A 20,874-nucleotide genomic window follows, 5' to 3' on the forward strand; every position below is an offset into this window, starting at 1 on the left:
GCTTCCTTAGATTTTCTCACCACGGGTACGGATGTCAGTTAGTACTGAATCAATACCTTTCTTGTCGATGATACGCATGCCTTTTGCAGACAAACGTAGTTTTACAAAACGGTTTTCGCTCTCAACCCAAAAACGGTGTGTTTGAAGGTTTGGCAAAAAGCGACGACGAGTCGCATTTCTTGCGTGTGAACGGTTATTACCAACCGTTGGACGCTTACCTGTTACTTGGCATACTCTTGACATTGTATTTGTCTCCAGAACAACGATAACTGTCGCGTCAGTTAATCCCAAGCGCTCAAACAGTGGTTGGGTCAAATGACGTATTACTATAAATTAGAGGGCGCATTTTATACAGCAAAGGCAGGATCATTTCAATAAGAAAGTACAAAAAGGTTACTTTTTGGCTTTTTTTTGCTCGAAAAACTACCAGCTCTCATTTTTCACGGCCCGTATTGTACTTTTCCCTAAGCGGTTAGGCTATGAATAAATACGCAATCTACGCTTTAATTTTATATTCGCATTGCAGCATCTAAGATATCCGCACGAGAATAAACGCCACGCGAACGCGGCGTATTACTATTTAATCAAAAAATGGTGACCTGATTTCAGTCATGTCAATCAAACGAGTGGGTCGACGCAGCATTTGACCGCCATCACGAGAAATCGGCACCCATGGGAATAATCCGCGACCTTTGGTAGGTTCTAACAAGAACAGATCTGTAGGTATGGAAATGTAGAAGCCTTTGGTGAAGCTTCCCTCGCCGTATTCTTCTGACGATACATCAGTAAATGCCGCATATGCACCAACAATGATACCGCTATCGAAACGCTTCGCATAATCGATATTCACGCCTTTATCTTTGGCTAAGAATTGTCCAGCACTTACGGTAATTTGCGTGTCGTCTAAGAATTCTGGCTGCCAATAGACACTGGCGTGTCCAGTGACCGCTGTGTAGTCTTCCAGACCTGTTTGACTGTAAGGATCGCGCTGTTTTACGTAAGCGATATCAAGTCCGTAAGCTAGATTACTATCAACGGGACGATACAATATTTCACCGCCTACACCAGCAAACATGGTTTCTAGATAACCCGCGTACGCTTGAGCATAGAGGTCTTCTGCAATGGTGTCTTTGTAATGTAAGAATGTTGTATCTAGCCATACATCGTTTGCTGACACATATTCACGAACTCGAGTACGCACGCGAGGTAGCGACACTTCTTCGTTATCTACCAAGTAGTTAAACTTGTCGAAGTTATCGAGAAGCGTAACCCTGGCACTGCTCATGATTGCAAAGTTTTCGTTAAAAGCATAACCGCCGTTTAGCAATAATCCGGTTTGATACAGATAGAAATCTTCTGGGTTACCGAATGATTGGGTAAAGAAGAAATCTGCGCTGTAGTAGAAGCCAGATGTATTGGCAGGATTATAGGCGTCGAGCACTTCTTTTGAGGGTGATGTTCTGACGTAGGTTTCAGTGATATCTGCGTCAACAGATTCGTAACGCGCTGCAGCAATAAAGGCCTCGGCATCCACCTGCGTGTCAACTAAAGGAAGACCTGCGCGATTGTCTACTACATGATAGGTTTTTACGGAATCAGGAAGCTCTGAGGCCGCCACGCGACCAATTCGCTCAATGGCTTCATCCTTGTCACGATAGGCAACCTGTGTACCGTAAAACGTAGCGCTGTCCTCTTTAATTTCAGCATCAGACAGTACAAAGCCTCCCGACCGGTAAAGGTCATTGTAAAGACGGGATTTATCAACATCTTTCACGTCTTGTGGCACCTTTCTACCCATCAGGTTCTTAGGTGGTTCATCGAACTTTATTTGCGAAGCCGTATTCATATTAAAGCGATAAGTAACGCCGAAACCAACGGTATTACCTCGTTGATAGTTCAACGTGAAATCGAAGTCTTTATAACGATACACTGCACCAACATTCCAACGAGAATCTTGCTCTAGCTGTCCAGCTCTGTCACGAGAATAGTCATTCCCTTCGAACTCAAGCTTTAGCGTTAGCGGTTCCCAAGGTGTTTGGTATTCCACACCACCGAAAAATGCGGTTGTTCCTTTGAAAAACTGGTCGTAGTCTACCTTACCACCGCGGCCAGAAAAGCCCCCTGGGCGTTCACAGAAGCTGTCTTTAAGCTCGCAAAACGGGTTGCTGATGTCATCGGCTGTACCAAGATATCCCCAGCCTAAGCCAAGGTGAAAGTCGAATGGACCGATAGATTTACTGGCGTTGACGTATTCACTTTCAAAAAAGCCTGTTCCACCAAAGTCTCTGAAGCCGACACTGATATCTGGCAGATAGTAGCTTTCTTTCCATAACCTGAATTTAACGTCTAAGCCTTTATCTTTCAGCGTTTGATCACCACTGAATGATTCAACTTGACTGTAAAGTCTTGTGCGCACGTCAGTATAACGGGCTGTTGCTTCCATCCAATCGTAAAGCTGAATGTTAACGGACCAGAAGCGATATTCGCCGTTGTCGGTATAGTTAATGGCCATTCCACCTTCGTCTCGCATACGAGCCGTTGGTGTTTGAATAAGACCATTTCCGCCCTGCACCATCTGCGAAGGAGTAACGCGAACTTGAGTATCAGCAAAAGCGGTAGAAGAAAGCGCGCTGCCAATTACAAGCGCGAGTGTTTTTTTCTTAGAAAGTAGTGGCGCACTCATTGAGGTAAAACCCTATGTACTGCTAAAGCGGCTACGCGCTCATTTAGTTGCTTAAGTTTATTGCTGAATAGTTCTGAAGAGATAGGAACATAAACCTGACTGCCCGGCATCAGCTGGGCAAAATCTAAATTCCAATACGCAATACCCTTTTCTTCAATATTTCCCATTGGGTCAATAACATAGACATGACTTCTGTCGGCATCAACCACTTTTTTAACTGTGTGAACAGCTGTATATACCGACGTATCGCTTTGATGTTTATAAGCACCTGGCTTTACGACAGCACCAGAGAAATGCACAACGTCAGGTCGTCCATTTAGTCTAATCCAGTATTTGCCGGGCTGAAACATGGGGTTATCTTCAAAAAATAAACGTGCTCTGTTGTAAGAAATTGGCATGTCTATACGCGTAGACACTGTCCAAGAACTTACCTGTTCATAAAGGTTCTGAAGGGCTTTGTGCGTTTCAGAGTCGGCATCAAATTGATTGAGCAGCGCGTTAATTTGAGATAACGCCATTTCTTTCTCTTTCTCAGCTTCAGGGTTAGCCAAATCAAAGGCTGAAGCTGAAGGCCAGTACCAATCACCATTATCAGCGACAATGGACAGTACGCTTGATAGTCGTATTGGCCTGTCGAACTGATAGGTTTGCTTGTTTATCATGACACTAACAAGGTTATCATTTGCATATAACTTGGTAGCTGCAGTAAGGCCTAGGGCAATAAAAAGCGTATAGATATACTTCATTATTGCGTTGCTCCTTGTGTCTTCATCTCACGTACTACTCGGCTTAAATAAACCATATCGTAAACGTCTCCTTCAGGGCTGAACTGCTGCTTTGAGGCCAGAAGTTCCTTCGAGTATTTGTGCAAGAAATACGTGTTTTCCCACGACAACCCTACGTCGATAAATGGCGTGTATTCAGAAAATTCTACGGTTTCGATAACCTTAATTACCGGAACAGAAAAACCTAAATATTCGCGAGTTTCTTCCCCTTCTATTCGCCAAGATGAGTCAACCGGCACACCGTAACCTATGGAAGCAATATCAACTTTGCGTTTCCAATTGAATGGCAGAACATTGTTGGTGGCAAGCGGGTTGTGCTGAAGATTTCCCGTGTAGTATAGGTCGTGATCCAAACCTTCAGTTTTAACGATGATGCCATGGTGCATGGTGAAGATGACTTTATCACCAGATACCCACCGGTACTTTTCACCATCGATATACGCAAGGGCAAGCGAGGCTGCATCTCTTCCGCCCGCTTTAATTTGCATAAGATCAGCTTTACTAGCAGCAATCTCTTCAACGGTATAACTAACTGTTCTATCTTTTAGCGCGAGCTTCAGCGTGTTGTAATACGCTAGTGACGTGGTGGAACATCCGGAAAGAAAAAGGCAAACAACACCCGAAAGGGCAAATAAAGTGTGTAGTTTCATTAAAATGCGCCGACAAAAACTAAAAACAAATGAACTTTGCTATAAAAATAAAAAAAGCCGCTAAAAAAAGCGGCTTTTTCGAATACTCTTAAATTTACTGTACGGTCGGTGCGTAAGTAAATGTAACAGGTACGGTGATGGTTTTTGTTACAGAACCAGAGGTAGTTACAGTAACAGTTTCGGTTGTACCTACGCACACACCATCAACGATTTGGTCGTCACCTTCACAAGTAGGTTGACCTGGAGTAGTGCCGCCATTTCCTGGTGCATCAGCAGAGTTGTTGTTTACAACACCCGCAACGATACCCGCAACAACAACACCAGACGCGATCACACCGCCGCTTACGCCGCCGATGCCAGTAGTACCACTACCACCTTCACCGTCTTGTGCGTTAACGCCTGCAACCATAGTTGCAGCTGCAAATAATGCAATGATTGACTTCTTCATAACAGTCCTTTAATAAAATAACCCACTAAATCCTATGCTAAATCATTTTCAACCATTTGACTAGATTATAATCGACAAATGACTTAGATTTCTTATCTTAACAAGCCTCGCTGTGCGAATGAAACAGTTTCTTTATCACCAACCACAAAATGATCTAAAACAGGCACATCGATCGACGCCATTGCGCTTTTGATCTCTGCGGTTAATCGTATATCCGCATGACTAGGCTCAGCAACGCCTGAAGGATGATTATGAACCAAAATGATCGCGGCTGCATTATCGATCATTACTTGTTTGATCAATTCTCTTGGATACACTGCGGCACTATTGATCGTGCCATTAAACATGGTACGAAAAGCAATAAGCTGATGTTGGCTATCAAGCATTAAAAGCGCGAACTTCTCACGCTCACAGTCTCTTAGCTTTGCCTGTAGATAACGTTTAGTATCATCTACATTATTAAAAACATCCTGACGCTTCAGCTTTATTTCTAAATTGCGTTTAAATATTTCAAAGCCCGCCTGAAACTGCGCATACTTGCACGGTCCAACTCCCGTTATTTTGGCAAACCGTTCTTTCGTTGCCGTTACCACACCCCGTAAGCAGCCTAGCTCGTTGAGAAGTTCATGTGCCACAGACACAGCGCTTTTTCCTTTCACACCTTTTCCCAGCAAGACAGCGATGAGTTCAGCATCACTTAAGCTTTCAGCCCCATGCTGCAATAATTTTTCTCTTGGCCTTTCATTCTTTGGCCATACTTTTATCGACATTCATCTAGCCCGACTATTCTATAAAAGGTTGTTTATAGATGAATGGTGACAAAGAAACGACTGTATAAAAGGCGGGTTTATCATTGACTTTTGACACCTGTAGGCACTGCTTATCTGCCACAGTTGAAACAAGACCTACTTTCGTTCAGCTATCCGATTTTTTGTCACCATGGTAGGCTAACGCTAATTTCGAGATTTTGTGTTCTTCTATGTCTATTGCTAACAAAAATATTTTGCTAGGTGTTACTGGCGGGATTGCCGCTTATAAAGCACCTGATCTTGTGCGCAAGCTTACTGCGTTAGGCGCAAACGTGCGTGTGGTTCTAACAGACTCTGCTGCAGAGTTTGTCAGTTCATTATCACTTCAGGCTGTGTCAGGAAACCCTGTGCATCGCCAGCTGCTTGACCCTGCTGCTGAAGCCGCGATGGGACATATTGAATTGGCAAAGTGGGCTGATATCTTACTTGTTGCCCCCGCAACCGCAAACACCATCGCTAAGCTTGCTCACGGTATGGCAGATGACTTGCTGACTACACTGTACCTTGCAACAACAGCGAAACTCTTTATTGCTCCTGCCATGAATCAACAAATGTGGAAAGCGGTAGCAACAAAGCGCAACATCGATATTTTAAAAGAGCACGGCGTAACCTTTATTGGCCCGGCAAGTGGTGAACAAGCCTGTGGCGATGTGGGTTCAGGTCGAATGGTTGAGCCTGTTGATATTGCCAATGTAATAAATGACGCAGAGAGAGACGCTTTATCCCTTTCTTCGTCGCTAAAGGCGTTATCGGGAAAGAATATTACGGTAACAGCGGGACCAACCAGAGAGCCTTTGGACCCTGTACGATATATTTCAAATCACAGCTCAGGAAAGATGGGGTTTGCCATCGCTCAGGCAGCAGCACTCGCGGGGGCAAATGTAACCTTAGTGGCAGGTCCTGTGTCGCTTGAAACGCCCGAACGCTGTGACCGTATTAATGTCACTACCGCAGATGAAATGCTTAATACTTGTCAAACGCTTAAAGCCTCCACAGATATATTTATTAGTACGGCTGCTGTAGCAGATTACAAGGCCGTGAGCGTTGCCGACAATAAAATTAAGAAAACCGGTGATGAGTTAACACTTACTTTTGTTAAAAACCCTGATATTCTAGCAACCATATCCACCAGCCAAGACAGACCATTTTGTGTAGGCTTTGCGGCCGAAAGCCAAAATGTAGAAGATTATGCGCGCTCGAAGCTAGCCAAAAAGAAGCTAGACATGATTGCGGCTAACGATATTACTGCCGAGGGTCTGGGGTTTAACAGTGATAAAAATGCACTGCACGTAATATGGCAAGATGGTGATAAACGATTACCTGCAACCAGTAAAAGCGAGTTAGCGGGTCAATTACTTGCACTTATTGCAGAGCGCTACGCTTTAAACAATAAAAACTAACAGATGCTTATTAAGTGTCGATAATAAAAACGATAAATATAAACGCTTTGGTGTAAGCCAACTTAACATGGAGCCCGAGTTGCTATAACTCGGTAGCGGAGGAAATACTTTCGTCATGCCTGCTGTCAAAAAAACAAATCGCAGAGCTCAAATTCTGCAAGCACTTGCTGGAATGTTAGAAACCAGCCCAGGTCAACGTATCACTACTGCTAAATTAGCGGAAAAAGTGGGAGTGTCTGAAGCGGCACTTTACCGTCACTTTCCAAGTAAAGCGCGAATGTTTGAAGGGCTTATCGAGTTTATTGAAGAAACACTTTTCACGCGCATCAATAAGATTGTGAATGAAGAGAAAGACTCGCTTACGCGTTGTCAGCTTATTCTTCATCTTATTTTGGGCTTTGCTGAGAAGAATCCGGGTATTACTCGAATATTAAATGGTGATGCGTTAATGGGTGAACAAGACCGGTTGCGCGCGCGCATAGCAAAGCTTTTCGAGCGTTTAGAAACACAACTCAAACAAGTGCTAAGAGAGCGCAAGCTACGCGAAGGTAAAACCCTTTCTGCTGACGAAGCTATTATCGCCAACATGATGATTTGCTACACCGATGGCCGTATTAATGGCTTTATCCGTAGTGGATTTACGCGTAAGCCAACTGAGCAGTTCAATGAACAATGGGCTGCTTTCAAGCAAATGTTTGTTTAGAACCCAATTAAGTTACGACTAAGGGTTACGACTAAGGCGCTTTCAAGCGCCTTTTTTCTTGCTTGTTCCCATCCTATATTGCATTGACACCTTTCAAAATTAATGTGAAAAGTGTGATGAAATCAAATAGCTGCCGAGCTCAGCCCTCAGCGTTCCAACATGCACATAATTCATTATTTCAGTCACTGTCCGTAAGCTACAGGCACAAAAAAAGCAGCATAAAAATGCTGCTTTTTAATGTTTAATTGGACTTACTTGCTAAACGTGTTTCCAAAGAAATCGCCGTCGTTCCACTTAGGCTTGTTCTTTTGGTTTGCTAGTGTCCAACCAATTTGCGCGTTAACCTTGGTGAAAGTCTCTGCCGCATTCCAGTTGAATGGCTGGTTAATGTCGTCGCTAGGCTTATGGTAGTGCGTAGATAAGAACTGACCAAACACCTTGCTGCCATCTACGTTAGGATCTTTAGACTTCAGACCCGGCACCATAAACACTGAAGGCACACCTTGCTTTACAAACGCATAGTGATCTGAGCGAGTGAATAACGCTTGCTCAGGCCATGGGTCAGGGCTTAGTTCAATGTTGGCATTCGCCGCCGCTTTTTCCACTGATTCTTGCAAATCACTGTGGTTCGCGCCAAACGCAATAACGTCTGCAAACTCGTAAGTCAAAATTGGCATATCTAGATTTACGTTCGCCACCATTGAAGTAACCGGTACAGTTGGATTACGAGCAAAATAGTCTGCACCTAGCAGGCCCTTCTCTTCACCCGTTACCGATACGAACAGAATTGAGCGCTTTGGCTTTTCTTCCATTTCGCTAAACAGGCGTGCAGTTTCTAACATCACTGACGTACCAGACGCATTGTCCATGGCACCATTGTTAATGTTGTCTTTCTTCACGGTCTTGGCAAAACCAATATGGTCAGAGTGAGCAGAGAAAACCACATACTCGTTTTTAAGCTCTGGGTCAGAACCTTCAAGTACACCCACAACATTTGGGCTAGTGATGGTGTCGTGTACGCTCGTCTTACTGATATCAACCACACCGTTTAACGCAAAGCCTTGCGGTACTTTGTCGGCTTCAAGCTGTGCATAAACGTCATCAAGGCTCTTTTCTGCGCCTTCAAATAACTTACGCGCAGCGCCTTCACTCATGTAAGCGCCACCTTTAAGCTGAGAAAAACTGTTTGCAGGCTGACCACTGTCGTCTAGCCATGCCATACGCGGCGTATGGATGTAGTTCAAACGGCTTTGATAAGGGCGTACCTTTTCATTTTTAGGCGTTGTGATAGTGATCATGCCAATAGCGCCATTGTCTACCGCATACTTTTGCTTTTGATAGCCGGATGCAAAGTGAGCGCCCTCTTCTGATGGAAAGTCGCTTGGCTTACCAGCAAGCGCTACAACAACCTTACCTTTTACATCTAAGTCTTTGTAATCGTTGTGAGATAGCTCGTCTGCCACAATGCCGTAGCCCACAAAGACCATTTCACCTTTTACATTAGCCTCGGTGCTAAGCAAGCTCGGGCTAGCTAGATATTCTTTCGGGTAGTCAAAATCGACGGTTTCGCCGTTTTGCGTGAAAGTAAACTTGGGAGACTCTTGAACCAGATTCGCTTTGCGAAACGCTACGTTTTGCATGTAGCCGTCTGTACCCGCTGGCTTCAAACCATATTTAGCAAATTCGGTCGCAATATACAGCGCCGCAATTTCATGGCCACGAGAGCCCGTGTCACGACCTTCAAGCAAATCATCTGCTAGGAAAAACAGGTGCGATTTGATTCGCTGTGTATCAGGGTTAAAAGCATTGTCTGTCGATGCGTGGTTATGGGCAGTAGCAGCAAAGGTCATTGCTGTCATTGCACTACCTATAAGGAGTTTTTTTATCATTCTAATTTCACCATATAACTAAGTGTGCATCATGGTAACGCAGTTAATAGGCGGAATACCATTAAACTGCTTACGTTTACCATGTGTTTCCTACCGTTGCTCGCATTTTAGGAGCAAGGTAAAATTGTTAGCCGCATGCCGGCTCAGCTTCCGGGTGTTTTTATATTTTTTAGTGAAGAGCAGCATCTATGTCAAAAGACGACATTCTTTACCGCGTTCAGTTCATCAGCAACGGTGAGCGCTATGAGTTATACGTGAAAAGCCTTATGCAGGGCGCTTTGTTTGGCTTTATCGAGATAGGTGACTTTGTGTGGGATACTCACACAAGTGTTGTTGTAGACCCTAGTCATGAAAGGTTGAAAACCGAATTTTCTGAAGTAACAAAAACTTATGTTCCGATGCACAACATTTTGCGCATTGACGCCGTAAATAAAAAAGGTTCAGCCAAAATTACTAAATTAGAAAATAAATCTGATAAAGTAACTGCTTTCCCTAGTCCAATATATACACCAACGAAAGAGTAACCGCCGGGTCATTCCGGTGAAGGTTGCCGGAGACCCTTATGTATCGCTATGTTTTAGCAGCATTATTATTTATTTGCAGCGTTAACTCATCTGCAAAGGACCTTAACGATGAAAGCTTGTATCAACTACTTGACGATATTTGGCAGTACGAGCTTTCGGTTTCCCCGCTTCTAGCTTCTCGCGAAGGCGATACTTCACTCGCTCACGTATTACCAGACAACTCACCCAAAGCCCTGAAAGCACAAAATGAACAATGGCGTACTTTTCAAAAGGCCTTAAGTCAGTATAAAAAAGAAGACATCTCTACTGATGCTTATATTGCCTTGCTGATGCAACAATATCGTTTAGCTAACTATGTGGACGAATATACGTATCGCGCGCATTTAGTGCCTATCAATTCAGAATATGGCTTTCACGGGGCAATGGCCTCACTTCCTAATTTATCCACCTTTAAGCGCGTAGAAGATTATCAGGCCTACATTAGCCGCCTAAATGCGCTTAAGCCTTATTTTGACCAACAAATTGCGTATATGAAACAGGCGCTAAAAGAAGGCTACACGCAACCTAAAATCGTGCTGAAAGGGTTTGAGAACTCAGTGGCGTCATACATTGTTGAAAGCGCCGAGGACAGTGGCTTTTATTCTCCATTTACCCTTTTCCCAGAGTACTTTACTGCCGAGCAAAAATCAGCGCTAACGGAGCAAGGCAAGGCTGCCATAAATAGCAGCGTATTGCCTGCGTATCAAATGTTCTACGACTTCATGGTAGATGAATACATTCCTAATGCCCGTGAAGATATTGCCGCGAATAACTGGCCTGATGGCGTGGCGTATTACGCCAATAGAGCCAAGCATTACACCACCACGGATATGACGCCTCAGGAAATCCATGATTTAGGGTTGTCTGAAGTAAAACGCATTCGCGCGCAAATGCAGCAAATTGTGGATGAGCTTGGCTTTGATGGCGACATTAACGAATTCATTACGTTTTTACGCGAAGACCCGCAATTCTATGCCACCAGCGCTGAAGATTTGCTGAAAGAGGCGTCGTTTATTGCAAAGAAAATGGACGCAAAACTTCCTTCGCTCTTTGAGTATCTGCCAAGAACACCCTACGGTGTAGCGCCTGTACCAGACGCTATCGCGCCCAAATATACAACGGGCCGTTACATTCATCCTAGCCGCGATGATCAGCCAGGATATTACTGGGTAAACACGTATGCCCTCGATAAGCGCCCTTTGTATGCATTGCCTGCACTGACATTGCACGAAGCAGTGCCTGGCCACCACCTTCAAATATCGTTGGCAGCAGAGCTTGAAGACTTACCTATGGTACGTCGTAACACCTATATTTCAGCGTTTGGTGAAGGCTGGGGTCTGTACTCTGAGTTTTTAGGTATTGAAGCAGGTATTTACGAAACGCCGTACGACAACTTCGGTCGCTTAAGCTACGAAATGTGGCGTGCGTGTCGCTTGGTTGTGGATACCGGTATGCACACGATGGGCTGGAGCCGTCAACAAGCGGTTGATTATATGATGGAAAACACCGCGCTTTCAGAACACAACGTAAATACTGAAATAGACCGCTATATCTCTTGGCCAGCGCAAGCCTTGTCTTACAAGATTGGTGAAATCAAAATTAAAGGCCTTCGCAAGAAGGCAGAGAAAGCATTAGGCGAGCGTTTTGATGTGCGTAAATTCCACCGCGCCGTGTTAGAAAACGGCTCAGTTCCACTGTTTATCTTGGAGCAAAACATCAATACGTTTATAGAAGAACAAAAGGCACAATAAACATGATCGTTGCATTTGGTGTTATTGTATTACTTATCCTGTTTTTAATTTACTTTGTGCTGCGAGCGCAGAATTTACAGAAAGAGCTGGCGCTATTGCGTCACTCGAATAAACAGACCAACAACAAGGTTACGTATGCTTATCGCAACCTTGTTCTTGTTACAGATGCGTTGGAGAAAAATCTTACTGCGCGTATTGAAAGCGCCTATAAAAGCCGCCTTATCGACCAAACTCAATACAATGCGCTGCACCCGCTTATGCGCAACTTTTCGACTATCGTCATGGCCTGTTGTGAGAAAGGGATGTCATTTGAGGAGTCACTGAATAAGGTGCTGCTTAATGAAGAAGTGACGCTTGAGGAAATTCGTGAGGTGGTGAAAGCACTCCCTAGCAACGTGCGTATGGTGTGGTCAAAAAATACGGCCGACGGCTTCATTGCTTTTTGCCAAACCGTTACAGCAACAGTAAGTGGCACGACTGCAAAGGCTCAAAAAGAACCATCTGAAGAGTAACATTTTACTCTACGTCCCTCGTTAACGCCTATACAGCGCTAACTGTATGGCAGGGTCGTCTGCTTTGCTATGTAGTAAGGCCTGCGACCCTAGCCATGTTCCCACTCTTTTAAAAGTTTAATCTTTTTACCTTTCCAAACTAATCAGTAAGTTAGCGCTTAAAACGACAAGTCAAAAACCTTTTGTCTTGAAAAGGGTTATTGCTGCACTATAATACTGTATAAAAATACAGTATTATAGTGCCATGAATAAATCGTTATCCGTGCTTAATAACCACCCGCATATTTGGCGGGCCAGAGATCAGAGACAAAGTGAAACCAAGTTTTCACTGGGTTTTCCGCGTCTGGATAAAGCACTTAACGGTGGCGTTACATCTACAGGTCTTGTCCGTATCTCTTCGTTAACCGGCATGGGTGAACTTTCACTCTTTAAACAGGTTATATGCCAACACCGTACGCATAAGCTGGTGGTATTTATTAACCCTCCCGGGCTACTACAGTCGCCGTGGTTAGAAAACTTGGGGCTTAAAGCGCAACAAGTGCTGGTAGTAAAACCAAGTTCTGAACAAGAGTCTTTGTGGGCAGCAGAGCAATGTTTAAAAAGTACGGCTTGCCATTGCGTAGTGCTGTGGAGTAATGCTGTAAATCAAAAAGAAGCGCGACGCCTGCAGGTAGCGGCAACGCATAATGATGCGCTGTGCTTGCTGTATACTCCACCGCAACAGCAGGCCTCACAGTTAGGTTACCCAAAGGCCAGCTTAAGTGATTCACAAGCCACTCCTTCGAATCAAAGCGACAGTGCATTACCCATTACGTTGGATATTGCGCTAAAAGGTAAACCCCACGCTTTGGCGGTGAACATACGCAAGCAGCGTCATGGGTGGCCCAAAGATAACATTGTTATTTCCCACCGGTGGACACCCGACAATCAGGCCATTAAATGGGCCATGGCACACAACACGCTTTCCGATCAGGCATTACACTCTGTGAGCTAATGATGCTGTGGGCTTATATTTACTGCTATCAACTAACTTTAGACAGCCATATCAAAGCGGCTAGAAGTAAGCGTGCACATAGCCAGTTGTCGAAGCACGAAACTAACAACCAGTATTCAGCGTTAGCGTCGAATACTCCCGTTGCAGTGTACTGCAGTAAAACAAACAAAATTACGCAGTGTAATGATATTGCGAAAAAAGAAGGCATTGAAATTGGGCATGGGCTAGCTCAAGCGGCGGCGCTATGCCCTTACGTACATATTCTGCCTTTCAGTGAAGAAGCCGAAAAGCATATGCTGACGCAGTTAGCCCATCGGCTTTATCCACTGGCTTCTGACATCGTATTAGACAACCACATTCACTCGAATAGTGTCAGCGGTCTGGCAGTAAGGCTAGATAACCTAACTCATTACTATGGCGGTCATACGCCACTGTGGAAAACATTAACTCAAGCACTGGCAGAAGCAGATATTCGTTATCATTTTGCTAGCGCATGGACAATTGAGGCCGCAAAAGTATTAGCGCTTCATAAATTTAACACCTACTTACATACACCCGATGACATAAAAAAAGCGCTAAGTGCGTGCCCGCTTTCTATTACGGCTCTATCTCCCAAAGTCATTGACTCATTGGCAAGGGTGGGCGTTTCCTGCGTACAACAGCTGTTGGCCATGCCGGTACAAGAACTGGGTCGGCGCTTTGACAATAACACTATTATGTATCTTACTGCGTTAAGGGGAGAAACCTTTCCACGGGTTACGTTATTTAGGCCTTTGGAGCACTTCGATAACTTTATCCTATTGCCTTTTGATATTGAAAATACGCAGCATCTAACCCCTTTTGTCAGCCAGCAGTTTGAGCATTTGTCTCACTATTTACGGGCAAGAAACTTATATACATCCAGCATCAGTGTACATATTCATTTCAGAGAAGCACCTGTAATGGATATTAATATACGTTCGGCACTGCCTCAGTCCTCAGTACAAAGTTGGCTGCCGTTGTTTAGTCTTAAAACTGAGAATCTGGTGTTGCCTGAGCCAGCCACAGCCATTGCACTTACCTGTCAGCAATTTGAAGAAATGGATACGCAGAATGGCGACTTTTTTAGCGACAGATTTAACGATATCGCACAGAAGCAATTAATTGGGCGCTTAAACGCGAAGCTAGGCGATAACAGTACGTTTCAACCTCGCGCTGCCGACAGCCATCAGTTTGAATATATGACGGTGACGGAGTCGAGCGTCGGTAACTGCACCCGTAATTATGCTTATAGCAGTGACATTACGCCCACCTTCACTTTTGATGTACCTAAACCGCTTATTCAGGCTACCCAAATTTGCTTTGGCCCCGTGCGATTACACAGTGAGTGGTGGCATGACAGCCCAACAAAGCGTGATTATTTCATCGCCCAAACTGAGCAATGCGTAAGGCTTTTAGTGTTTAAAGATGAAGAGAGCCGCTGGTGGGTGCAGGGCCTTTTTTGCTAGCGGTATGCGGTTAAAGAAAAGGGTAAAGGCAATATCATGAAATACAGTGAGCTCTTTTGCCAAAGCAATTATAGCTTTCTTTGCGGCGCCTCTTCCCCCGCAGAGCTTGTTACCACGGCTTCTTTCCTTGGTTACGACGCGCTTGCCATTACCGATGAATGCTCAGTGGCGGGAGTAGTACGAGCTTTCGATGAAATTAAGCATCAGGGTCTACCGATTACGCTTATTGTGGGTAGTTACTTTGTATTTGATGACACTTTATCTTTTGTGCTGTTGTGCCCGAACAAAGCGGCCTATAGCGAACTGTGCCGAATTATTACTAACGCGAGGCGTCGCTCTGATAAAGGTGAATACCAACTAGCTGAGTGGGACTTGCGTACCATTCGCCATTGCAAATTCATTTGGTTACCAAGCGGCAAAGAAGCTAAAGACAAGCATTGGGCTGAATGGCTGCAAAAACACCCTAGTATTGATGCCTATATTGGCGCTCAGCGCCTATTAGACGGACGGGATCACCACAGGTTTGCGCATTACAATCATCTGCAGTCTGCCTATCCTTTTCCTGTTATTGCCTGTACAGGTGTACTCATGCATCACGCCGACAGACTGCCGCTTCAACATGTATTGCATGCTACTAACGTGCATACCAGTGTAGACAAAATAGGTCGGGATGCGTTGAGTAATGCAGAGCGTAGTCTGCGAACCGTACAAAAAATTAAGAAGCTTTACCCTGAGAAATGGATTGCCAATACCAATGCCCTTGCCCACGCATTCACATTTTCTTTAGAAGAGCTGCGCTACCACTATCCTGCAGAGCTTGTACCTGAAGGGTATACGCCCACTTCGTATTTGCGGGAACGTGTAGAGGCCGGCATAAAAGTGCGCTTTCCTGAAGGTATAACCCCTGATATCCGCCAAACCATAGAAAAAGAACTTACGCTTATTGCCGAACAAGAGTACGAGTATTTCTTTTTAACCATTTACGACATTGTTCAATTTGCCAAGCGGCAACGCATTTTGTATCAAGGGCGCGGCTCTGCGGCCAACTCGGTAGTGTGCTATTGCTTGGAAATAACCGCAGTAGACCCAAGGCAAATAAGTGTGCTGTTCGAGCGCTTTATTTCCAAAGAGCGTAACGAACCGCCAGATATTGATGTGGATTTTGAGCATCAACGCCGTGAAGAGGTCATCCAATACATTTATCAAAAGTACGGCCGGGAAAGAACCGCTATCGCGGCTACGGTTATTTGCTATCGCTTCAAATCGGCTTTTAAAGATGTGGGCAAGGCGCTGGGCTTTAGCGAATCACAGCTTGATTTTGTGGTAAAGCAGATTAATCGACGGGACAGCGTTATTCCGTGGAAGTCTCAACTGGCAGGGCTTGGGCTAAATCCTGAGGAGCCTAGAGTACAGCAGTTAATTACCCTTACCGAAGCTTTACTCGGCACGCCCCGACACTTGTCGCAACACGTAGGTGGTTTTGTTATTAGCGCAGGGCCGCTCTACGATCTTGTTCCTGTTGAGAACGCCGCGATGGAAGAGCGTACTATTATTCAGTGGGATAAGGACGACATTGAAACCTTGGGTCTCTTAAAGGTCGATGTGCTGGCACTTGGGATGTTAAGCGCTATTCGTCGTGCATTCTCGCTTATCAATAAACAGTACCCTGTTGAAACCAGTATTCCGTTCATTACTAAGCTTGGAGATGACAAACAGGTTTTCGATATGATTTGTCGGGCCGATACGGTAGGCGTTTTTCAAATAGAATCACGGGCTCAGATGTCTATGCTGCCAAGGCTCAAACCTCGTCGCTATTACGATTTGGTCGTACAAATAGCCATTGTACGGCCAGGTCCGATTCAGGGTGATATGGTTCACCCTTATTTGATACGCCGACACGGTAACGAAACCATTAGCTACCCATCTAAAGATGTGGAGAAAGTTCTGTCTCGCACCATGGGCGTGCCTATCTTTCAAGAGCAAGTGATTCAGCTTGCCATGGTTGCAGCTGGCTTCAGTGGCGGAGAAGCCGATCAACTGCGGCGCGCAATGGCGAGCTGGAAAAAAGACGGTAGAATTTTTGAGTTCAGAGACAAGCTTATTAAGGGGATGACGGACAAAGGCTATGACAGTACGTTCGCCCACAACTTATTTGAACAAATAAAAGGCTTTGCAGGTTACGGCTTTCCTGAATCTCACTCAGCGTCTTTTGCCGTATTAGCTTATGTATCTTGCTGGTTGAAGTTTTACTTTCCCGTTGAGTTTTACGTAGCGCTATTAAATAGCTGGCCCATGGGGTTTTATTCCCCGTCCCAGTTAGTTCAAGACGCTAAGCGTCATCACATACGGGTAGAGGCGCCCTGTGTTAACCAGTCTGACGTTGAGCATTCTTTGGTGGTACAAGGCCAAGAAAAACACATTCAGCTTGGCCTTAAGCTTATTAAAGGCTTAAGTGAAGCATCGTCTCAGCTTATCGTGGAAAACCGCTCAGATAAGGGCTATACCAATGTTGAACAATTACAGCAACTATCGCTTAAAAGTAATGAACTAGAGGCACTGGCTAGCGCCGATGCCCTTCGCACTATTTCAGGCAACCGATACGAAACCCGCTGGCGAATTATGGATACTCAAACGCGTTTACCACTGTTTGATACTGACGATTTTTATGCAGATAAAAATGCCACACCACTGGGTGCTGCACCGACCGAGGCAGAAAACTTACTTGAAGACTATGCCTCAACCGGCTTATCAGTAAATAACCACCCTATTTCTTTACTCAAGAAGCAGCATAAGCTTAAAGACATAAGCTGGTCCAATTCACTTAAAGACAAGACCAATAAATCTGTTGTAAAAGTGCTTGGCGCAGTAACAGGTCGTCAAGCACCAGGCACTGCCGCAGGTGTTACCTTTCTGACTTTGGAAGATGATATAGGCAATATGAACGTTGTGGTGTGGCAAGCTACCGCTCGTGCTCAGCAACAAACATTCTTAAAAGCTAAACTGCTACAGGTAAATGGTATTATTGAACACTCCAAAGAGGGAGTTATTCATATCATCGCAGGTAAGCTTATTGATCGGACGCCGTGGCTCGAAAAGCTGTCATTAAGTTCAAGAGATTTTCACTGAATATTTTACACCCGCAAAACGATAAATTATGGTGTATAGATACGCGATTTATTTTTGTATTAAAAAACTTCCTCTCAAGGAAATGCTTCAAAGATAATTTATTTGTATATTGTAAATTGCTGTAGTCATTTTGGAGTTTAGAATGATGCGATGTATTGGGCTTTTCATTGGCTGTTTGTTTAGCCTTAATATTTATGCAGATAAATATGTGATTGGCGCACAAAACTTAGCTTATTTCCCCCATTACGATTTTGCATCATCAACAGATAAAGGGGTTGCCTGGTCAATTTTAGAAGCTTTTTCTGAAGCTTCGGGACACGAGTTTGTGTATTTAAGCTTGCCCATAAGACGGCTTCAACTCGAGTTAGTTAAAGGTAATGTTGACTTTGTATACCCTGATAATAGAGGCTGGTATAACAGCATTACCACTTCAAATGACAAGTACTTTTCCCTCCCATTAACCAGCGCAATAACGGGGACAATTGTAAAACGACAGAACGCTGGGAAAGGCATCGAAAAGATAAAAAACCTCGCTATGCCGTTAGGCTTCACACCGGTAAATTGGCAAGAAAGAATAGACACTCAACGAACCCAAATAACTTGGGTTACGGATATTCAACAAGGCTTGGCGCTTTTGTACCAAGAACGTGTAGACGGGTTAGATTTGGAGTATTTCGTTAGCCAGCGATCTGCTCCTCTATCATATGAGCAAGACGCATTTACTTTAGATTTGACGCTTCCACATAATGAAATTCCTTTTTCCCTATCTACGCTTTATCATCAAGACATTATTAGTGAACTTAATAAGTTCATATCCTCAAATCCAGAATTAATTGATAGTATAAAAACAAAATACGGAATAACCCCTTTCGAGCAGTTGTCTCAGAAGCTTTTGATAGAACAAGGATTGAAAATTGAAGAGGTTTGGAAATAGTATTCGTCGCTTTGTGCAAATGGTTGTACTACCAGTTGCATGCACACTTTCAAGCCCTTTTGTTTCAGCCGACACCTATATCGTAGGCGCTCAAAATATTGAATATTATCCGTATTACAACTTCTCATCGGATTATGAAAAGGGGTTGGGTTGGGCTATTCTTGAAGCATTCTCAAAGCAAAGCGGACATCGCTTTGTATACTTGAGCATGCCAGTTAAACGCCTTCAAATAGAGTTAAAGAAAGGCAATGTAGACTTTGTCTTTCCCGACAACTCTAGATGGTACGATCAAATAACCCACGGCCTTAAAAAGGTTTACTCTAAGCCGCTAACTGAAACGTTCGCAGTCACTTTGGTTAAAAGTGAAAACGTAGGCAAGGGAATGAACCATATCTCTAGAATTGCGACACCAGACGGATTTTCCCCTGTAAAGTGGGAACAGCAAATTAAGAACGGTACCGTTAAGGTAACAGGCGTAAACAGTATTTATGATGGGCTTAATCTTCTACAGAGCGATAACGTAGATGCTTTAGATGTGGAATATAATGCCGCTAAAAACGTTGCTCGTCGCTTTCCGCAAATGGGACCATTTGCCGCTGATTTAACCCTGCCACACAACGTTGTCTCATTTTCGCTATCAACCTTAAAACACCCCGAGATCATTGCCGAGCTCAATACATTCATACTTTCAGAATCTGAAAGCATAAATAAAATTAAAGCGAAGTATGGTATTGAAGATACAAAGCAACTGATCGAGCGTCTGATGGAAGAGCAACATGTAAGTGCAGATACACGCTGGACACCTTTGTAAAAACTTCAACAGTGTCAGTAAATTACACTACTCGCGTGGAATAGTTCGGCATTTAGTTTTTATTATCACTTTGAAATTACGATAATTTTTAATTGGAAAAAATTTTGCTTGTTGATTATCAGATCAAGGAGCAATTATGAAACAGGCATCACTACTTCTATTTTCTTTTTTCATTATTTTCACCGCAAGTAGCGTACAAGCGAAACAAACCGTGAGTGTAGATTATATGCACGGCTTTGACGATATCGATGGTATGCGCTTCGCGTACAGGCCACTTGAACAAACGCTTACTACTGATTGGTTTGGCGACCTAAAGCTATACTGGGAAGTGAGTGCCGTAGTGTGGGAGTATGGTGAAAACGATACACATATTACAAGCTACGGCGCGTCATTAACTCCTGTATTTATGAAACAGGTTTCAACGCTCTATGACAAATATCCCGTATATATAGAAGCGGGGATAGGAGCGAGTTACATAGGTAATCAGAAAGTCGCTGGTAAAGATATTGGATCTAACTATCAGTTTGAAGATAGATTGGGTGTGTTTGTAGAGATCGATAAGAAACAACATGTAGCCCTACGCTATATGCACTTTTCAAACGGCGGCTTTAACAACGACAACCCCGGATTAGACTTCCTGAACCTATCCTACGCCTACCATTTCTAACGCAAAAAACCCGCCGTTAGGCGGGTTTCTTTAATTGGGACCTGGCAGTGTCCTACTCTCACATGGGGAAACCCCACACTACCATCGGCGCTAATACGTTTCACTTCTGAGTTCGGAATGGAGTCAGGTGGTACCGTATCGCTATGGCTGCCAGGAAAAACTGGTTTGCAGTAGCGTTTACTGCGTAAAGCTGAGAACTCTCAACTTCACTAAATTCTGTTAGCTCGCATACATAAAATGCTATAGCTTCTATATAAAGCAAAAAACCCGCCGTTAGGCGGGTTTCTTTAATTGGGACCTGGCAGTGTCCTACTCTCACATGGGGAAGCCCCACACTACCATCGGCGCTAATACGTTTCACTTCTGAGTTCGGAATGGAGTCAGGTGGTACCGTATCGCTATGGCTGCCAGGAAAAACTGGTAACAATCTAGAAAACTGGATATCAATTCAATCAATGAGTAACTACTTTTCACTCTACTTTCTGCTCATTTTTCAGAGCTTAGCTTGTCTACAACACTTAAAAGCCTAAAGCTTCTTGGGCGTTGTATGGTTAAGCCTCTCGGGCAATTAGTACAGGTTAGCTTAACGCCTTACAACGCTTCCACACCCTGCCTATCAACGTCATCGTCTATAACAACCCTTCCAGACCTTAAAGGTCAGG

The 20,874-nt window shown here is 44.1% G+C and carries 18 protein-coding genes and 3 rRNA genes; 11 read left to right on the forward strand and 10 right to left on the reverse strand.

Annotated features, from left to right (window positions below; all coding sequences use genetic code 11):
* Window positions 1-6 precede the first annotated feature (6 nt).
* The 6 genes from rpmB to radC form a co-directional block, all read right to left on the reverse strand.
* On the reverse strand, window positions 7-243 hold the full coding sequence (gene rpmB / locus MHM87_RS15405) for a 50S ribosomal protein L28 (protein ID WP_014947757.1): 237 nt from the start codon (window positions 241-243) through the stop codon (window positions 7-9).
* 337 nt (window positions 244-580) lie between these two features.
* Window positions 581-2,683 carry a YjbH domain-containing protein gene (locus tag MHM87_RS15410; protein WP_239260018.1) on the reverse strand — a complete coding sequence of 701 codons (2,103 nt, stop codon included), beginning with the start codon at window positions 2,681-2,683 and terminating at the stop codon, window positions 581-583.
* A complete protein-coding gene (locus MHM87_RS15415; RefSeq protein WP_239260020.1) occupies window positions 2,680-3,429 on the reverse strand; it encodes a capsule biosynthesis GfcC family protein in 750 nt (249 codons plus the stop codon). Before MHM87_RS15415 ends, MHM87_RS15410 begins: the two co-directional genes overlap by 4 nt.
* Window positions 3,429-4,118, reverse strand: coding sequence for a YjbF family lipoprotein (locus MHM87_RS15420; protein ID WP_014947754.1), 690 nt, complete (start codon window positions 4,116-4,118; stop codon window positions 3,429-3,431). Before MHM87_RS15420 ends, MHM87_RS15415 begins: the two co-directional genes overlap by 1 nt.
* A 94-nt stretch (window positions 4,119-4,212) precedes the next feature.
* Window positions 4,213-4,566, reverse strand: coding sequence for a hypothetical protein (locus MHM87_RS15425; RefSeq protein ID WP_014977885.1), 354 nt, complete (start codon window positions 4,564-4,566; stop codon window positions 4,213-4,215).
* 92 nt (window positions 4,567-4,658) lie between these two features.
* Entirely contained in the window at window positions 4,659-5,336 is a 678-nt protein-coding gene (gene radC, locus MHM87_RS15430) for a DNA repair protein RadC (RefSeq protein WP_014947752.1), read from the reverse strand.
* 209 nt (window positions 5,337-5,545) lie between these two features.
* Here radC and coaBC point away from each other — a divergent pair, with 209 nt between their 5' ends.
* The gene (gene coaBC / locus MHM87_RS15435; protein ID WP_239260022.1) at window positions 5,546-6,775 is read left to right on the forward strand and encodes a bifunctional phosphopantothenoylcysteine decarboxylase/phosphopantothenate--cysteine ligase CoaBC; all 1,230 of its coding nucleotides are present in this window, start codon (window positions 5,546-5,548) and stop codon (window positions 6,773-6,775) included.
* 115 nt (window positions 6,776-6,890) lie between these two features.
* Window positions 6,891-7,478, forward strand: coding sequence for a nucleoid occlusion factor SlmA (gene slmA / locus MHM87_RS15440; RefSeq protein WP_012516568.1), 588 nt, complete (start codon window positions 6,891-6,893; stop codon window positions 7,476-7,478).
* A gap of 251 nt (window positions 7,479-7,729) precedes the next feature.
* On the opposite strand, the gene MHM87_RS15445 is transcribed toward slmA, so the two are convergent.
* Complete coding sequence (locus tag MHM87_RS15445; protein WP_014947750.1) at window positions 7,730-9,367, reverse strand: M28 family metallopeptidase; 1,638 nt, start codon at window positions 9,365-9,367, stop codon at window positions 7,730-7,732.
* Between the two features lie 188 nt (window positions 9,368-9,555).
* Here MHM87_RS15445 and MHM87_RS15450 point away from each other — a divergent pair, with 188 nt between their 5' ends.
* From MHM87_RS15450 to MHM87_RS15490, 9 genes are all read left to right on the forward strand, one after another.
* Complete coding sequence (locus MHM87_RS15450) at window positions 9,556-9,891, forward strand: DUF1820 family protein (protein WP_061438894.1); 336 nt, start codon at window positions 9,556-9,558, stop codon at window positions 9,889-9,891.
* A 38-nt stretch (window positions 9,892-9,929) separates the two neighbouring features.
* Window positions 9,930-11,681 carry a DUF885 domain-containing protein gene (locus tag MHM87_RS15455; RefSeq protein WP_239260024.1) on the forward strand — a complete coding sequence of 584 codons (1,752 nt, stop codon included), beginning with the start codon at window positions 9,930-9,932 and terminating at the stop codon, window positions 11,679-11,681.
* Window positions 11,682-11,683: 2 nt separating this feature from the next.
* Window positions 11,684-12,193 (forward strand): hypothetical protein, encoded by a 510-nt coding sequence (locus MHM87_RS15460; protein ID WP_239260026.1) that lies wholly within the window; start codon window positions 11,684-11,686, stop codon window positions 12,191-12,193.
* Window positions 12,194-12,437: 244 nt separating this feature from the next.
* The gene (locus tag MHM87_RS15465; protein ID WP_239260028.1) at window positions 12,438-13,187 is read left to right on the forward strand and encodes a recombinase RecA; all 750 of its coding nucleotides are present in this window, start codon (window positions 12,438-12,440) and stop codon (window positions 13,185-13,187) included.
* Window positions 13,187-14,674 carry a DNA polymerase Y family protein gene (locus MHM87_RS15470; protein WP_239260030.1) on the forward strand — a complete coding sequence of 496 codons (1,488 nt, stop codon included), beginning with the start codon at window positions 13,187-13,189 and terminating at the stop codon, window positions 14,672-14,674. Before MHM87_RS15465 ends, MHM87_RS15470 begins: the two co-directional genes overlap by 1 nt.
* Window positions 14,675-14,710: 36 nt before the next feature.
* Window positions 14,711-17,800, forward strand: a complete 3,090-nt coding sequence (locus MHM87_RS15475; RefSeq protein ID WP_239260032.1) for an error-prone DNA polymerase — start codon at window positions 14,711-14,713, stop codon at window positions 17,798-17,800.
* A gap of 142 nt (window positions 17,801-17,942) precedes the next feature.
* Window positions 17,943-18,734, forward strand: coding sequence for a hypothetical protein (locus MHM87_RS15480; protein WP_239260034.1), 792 nt, complete (start codon window positions 17,943-17,945; stop codon window positions 18,732-18,734).
* On the forward strand, window positions 18,715-19,545 hold the full coding sequence (locus tag MHM87_RS15485; RefSeq protein WP_239260036.1) for a substrate-binding domain-containing protein: 831 nt from the start codon (window positions 18,715-18,717) through the stop codon (window positions 19,543-19,545). Before MHM87_RS15480 ends, MHM87_RS15485 begins: the two co-directional genes overlap by 20 nt.
* A gap of 136 nt (window positions 19,546-19,681) precedes the next feature.
* Complete coding sequence (locus tag MHM87_RS15490) at window positions 19,682-20,212, forward strand: acyloxyacyl hydrolase (protein WP_239260038.1); 531 nt, start codon at window positions 19,682-19,684, stop codon at window positions 20,210-20,212.
* Between the two features lie 39 nt (window positions 20,213-20,251).
* On the opposite strand, the gene rrf (MHM87_RS15495) is transcribed toward MHM87_RS15490, so the two are convergent.
* The 3 genes from rrf (MHM87_RS15495) to MHM87_RS15505 all read right to left on the reverse strand — a co-directional run.
* Window positions 20,252-20,367 (reverse strand): 5S ribosomal RNA (gene rrf / locus MHM87_RS15495).
* 141 nt (window positions 20,368-20,508) lie between these two features.
* Window positions 20,509-20,624: ribosomal RNA gene (gene rrf, locus MHM87_RS15500) — 5S ribosomal RNA — on the reverse strand.
* Between the two features lie 135 nt (window positions 20,625-20,759).
* A 23S ribosomal RNA gene (locus MHM87_RS15505) occupies window positions 20,760-20,874 on the reverse strand; the annotation flags it as partial.

Source organism: Alteromonas sp. Cnat3-28, from assembly GCF_022348265.1.
Taxonomy (GTDB): domain Bacteria; phylum Pseudomonadota; class Gammaproteobacteria; order Enterobacterales; family Alteromonadaceae; genus Alteromonas; species Alteromonas macleodii.

What these genes read in the sequence shown, in the direction of transcription:
- MHM87_RS15455 (WP_239260024.1), top strand. Translation starts at nt 9,930, where the DNA reads ATGTATCGCTATGTTTTAGCAGCATTATTATTTATTTGCAGCGTTAAC.
- coaBC (WP_239260022.1), top strand. Translation starts at nt 5,546, where the DNA reads ATGTCTATTGCTAACAAAAATATTTTGCTAGGTGTTACTGGCGGGATT.
- MHM87_RS15415 (WP_239260020.1), bottom strand. Translation starts at nt 3,429, where the DNA reads ATGAAGTATATCTATACGCTTTTTATTGCCCTAGGCCTTACTGCAGCT.
- MHM87_RS15420 (WP_014947754.1), bottom strand. Translation starts at nt 4,118, where the DNA reads ATGAAACTACACACTTTATTTGCCCTTTCGGGTGTTGTTTGCCTTTTT.
- MHM87_RS15450 (WP_061438894.1), top strand. Translation starts at nt 9,556, where the DNA reads ATGTCAAAAGACGACATTCTTTACCGCGTTCAGTTCATCAGCAACGGT.
- MHM87_RS15445 (WP_014947750.1), bottom strand. Translation starts at nt 9,367, where the DNA reads ATGATAAAAAAACTCCTTATAGGTAGTGCAATGACAGCAATGACCTTT.
- radC (WP_014947752.1), bottom strand. Translation starts at nt 5,336, where the DNA reads ATGTCGATAAAAGTATGGCCAAAGAATGAAAGGCCAAGAGAAAAATTA.
- MHM87_RS15475 (WP_239260032.1), top strand. Translation starts at nt 14,711, where the DNA reads ATGAAATACAGTGAGCTCTTTTGCCAAAGCAATTATAGCTTTCTTTGC.
- MHM87_RS15490 (WP_239260038.1), top strand. Translation starts at nt 19,682, where the DNA reads ATGAAACAGGCATCACTACTTCTATTTTCTTTTTTCATTATTTTCACC.
- slmA (WP_012516568.1), top strand. Translation starts at nt 6,891, where the DNA reads ATGCCTGCTGTCAAAAAAACAAATCGCAGAGCTCAAATTCTGCAAGCA.
- MHM87_RS15410 (WP_239260018.1), bottom strand. Translation starts at nt 2,683, where the DNA reads ATGAGTGCGCCACTACTTTCTAAGAAAAAAACACTCGCGCTTGTAATT.
- MHM87_RS15465 (WP_239260028.1), top strand. Translation starts at nt 12,438, where the DNA reads ATGAATAAATCGTTATCCGTGCTTAATAACCACCCGCATATTTGGCGG.
- MHM87_RS15460 (WP_239260026.1), top strand. Translation starts at nt 11,684, where the DNA reads ATGATCGTTGCATTTGGTGTTATTGTATTACTTATCCTGTTTTTAATT.
- rpmB (WP_014947757.1), bottom strand. Translation starts at nt 243, where the DNA reads ATGTCAAGAGTATGCCAAGTAACAGGTAAGCGTCCAACGGTTGGTAAT.
- MHM87_RS15480 (WP_239260034.1), top strand. Translation starts at nt 17,943, where the DNA reads ATGATGCGATGTATTGGGCTTTTCATTGGCTGTTTGTTTAGCCTTAAT.
- MHM87_RS15470 (WP_239260030.1), top strand. Translation starts at nt 13,187, where the DNA reads ATGATGCTGTGGGCTTATATTTACTGCTATCAACTAACTTTAGACAGC.
- MHM87_RS15425 (WP_014977885.1), bottom strand. Translation starts at nt 4,566, where the DNA reads ATGAAGAAGTCAATCATTGCATTATTTGCAGCTGCAACTATGGTTGCA.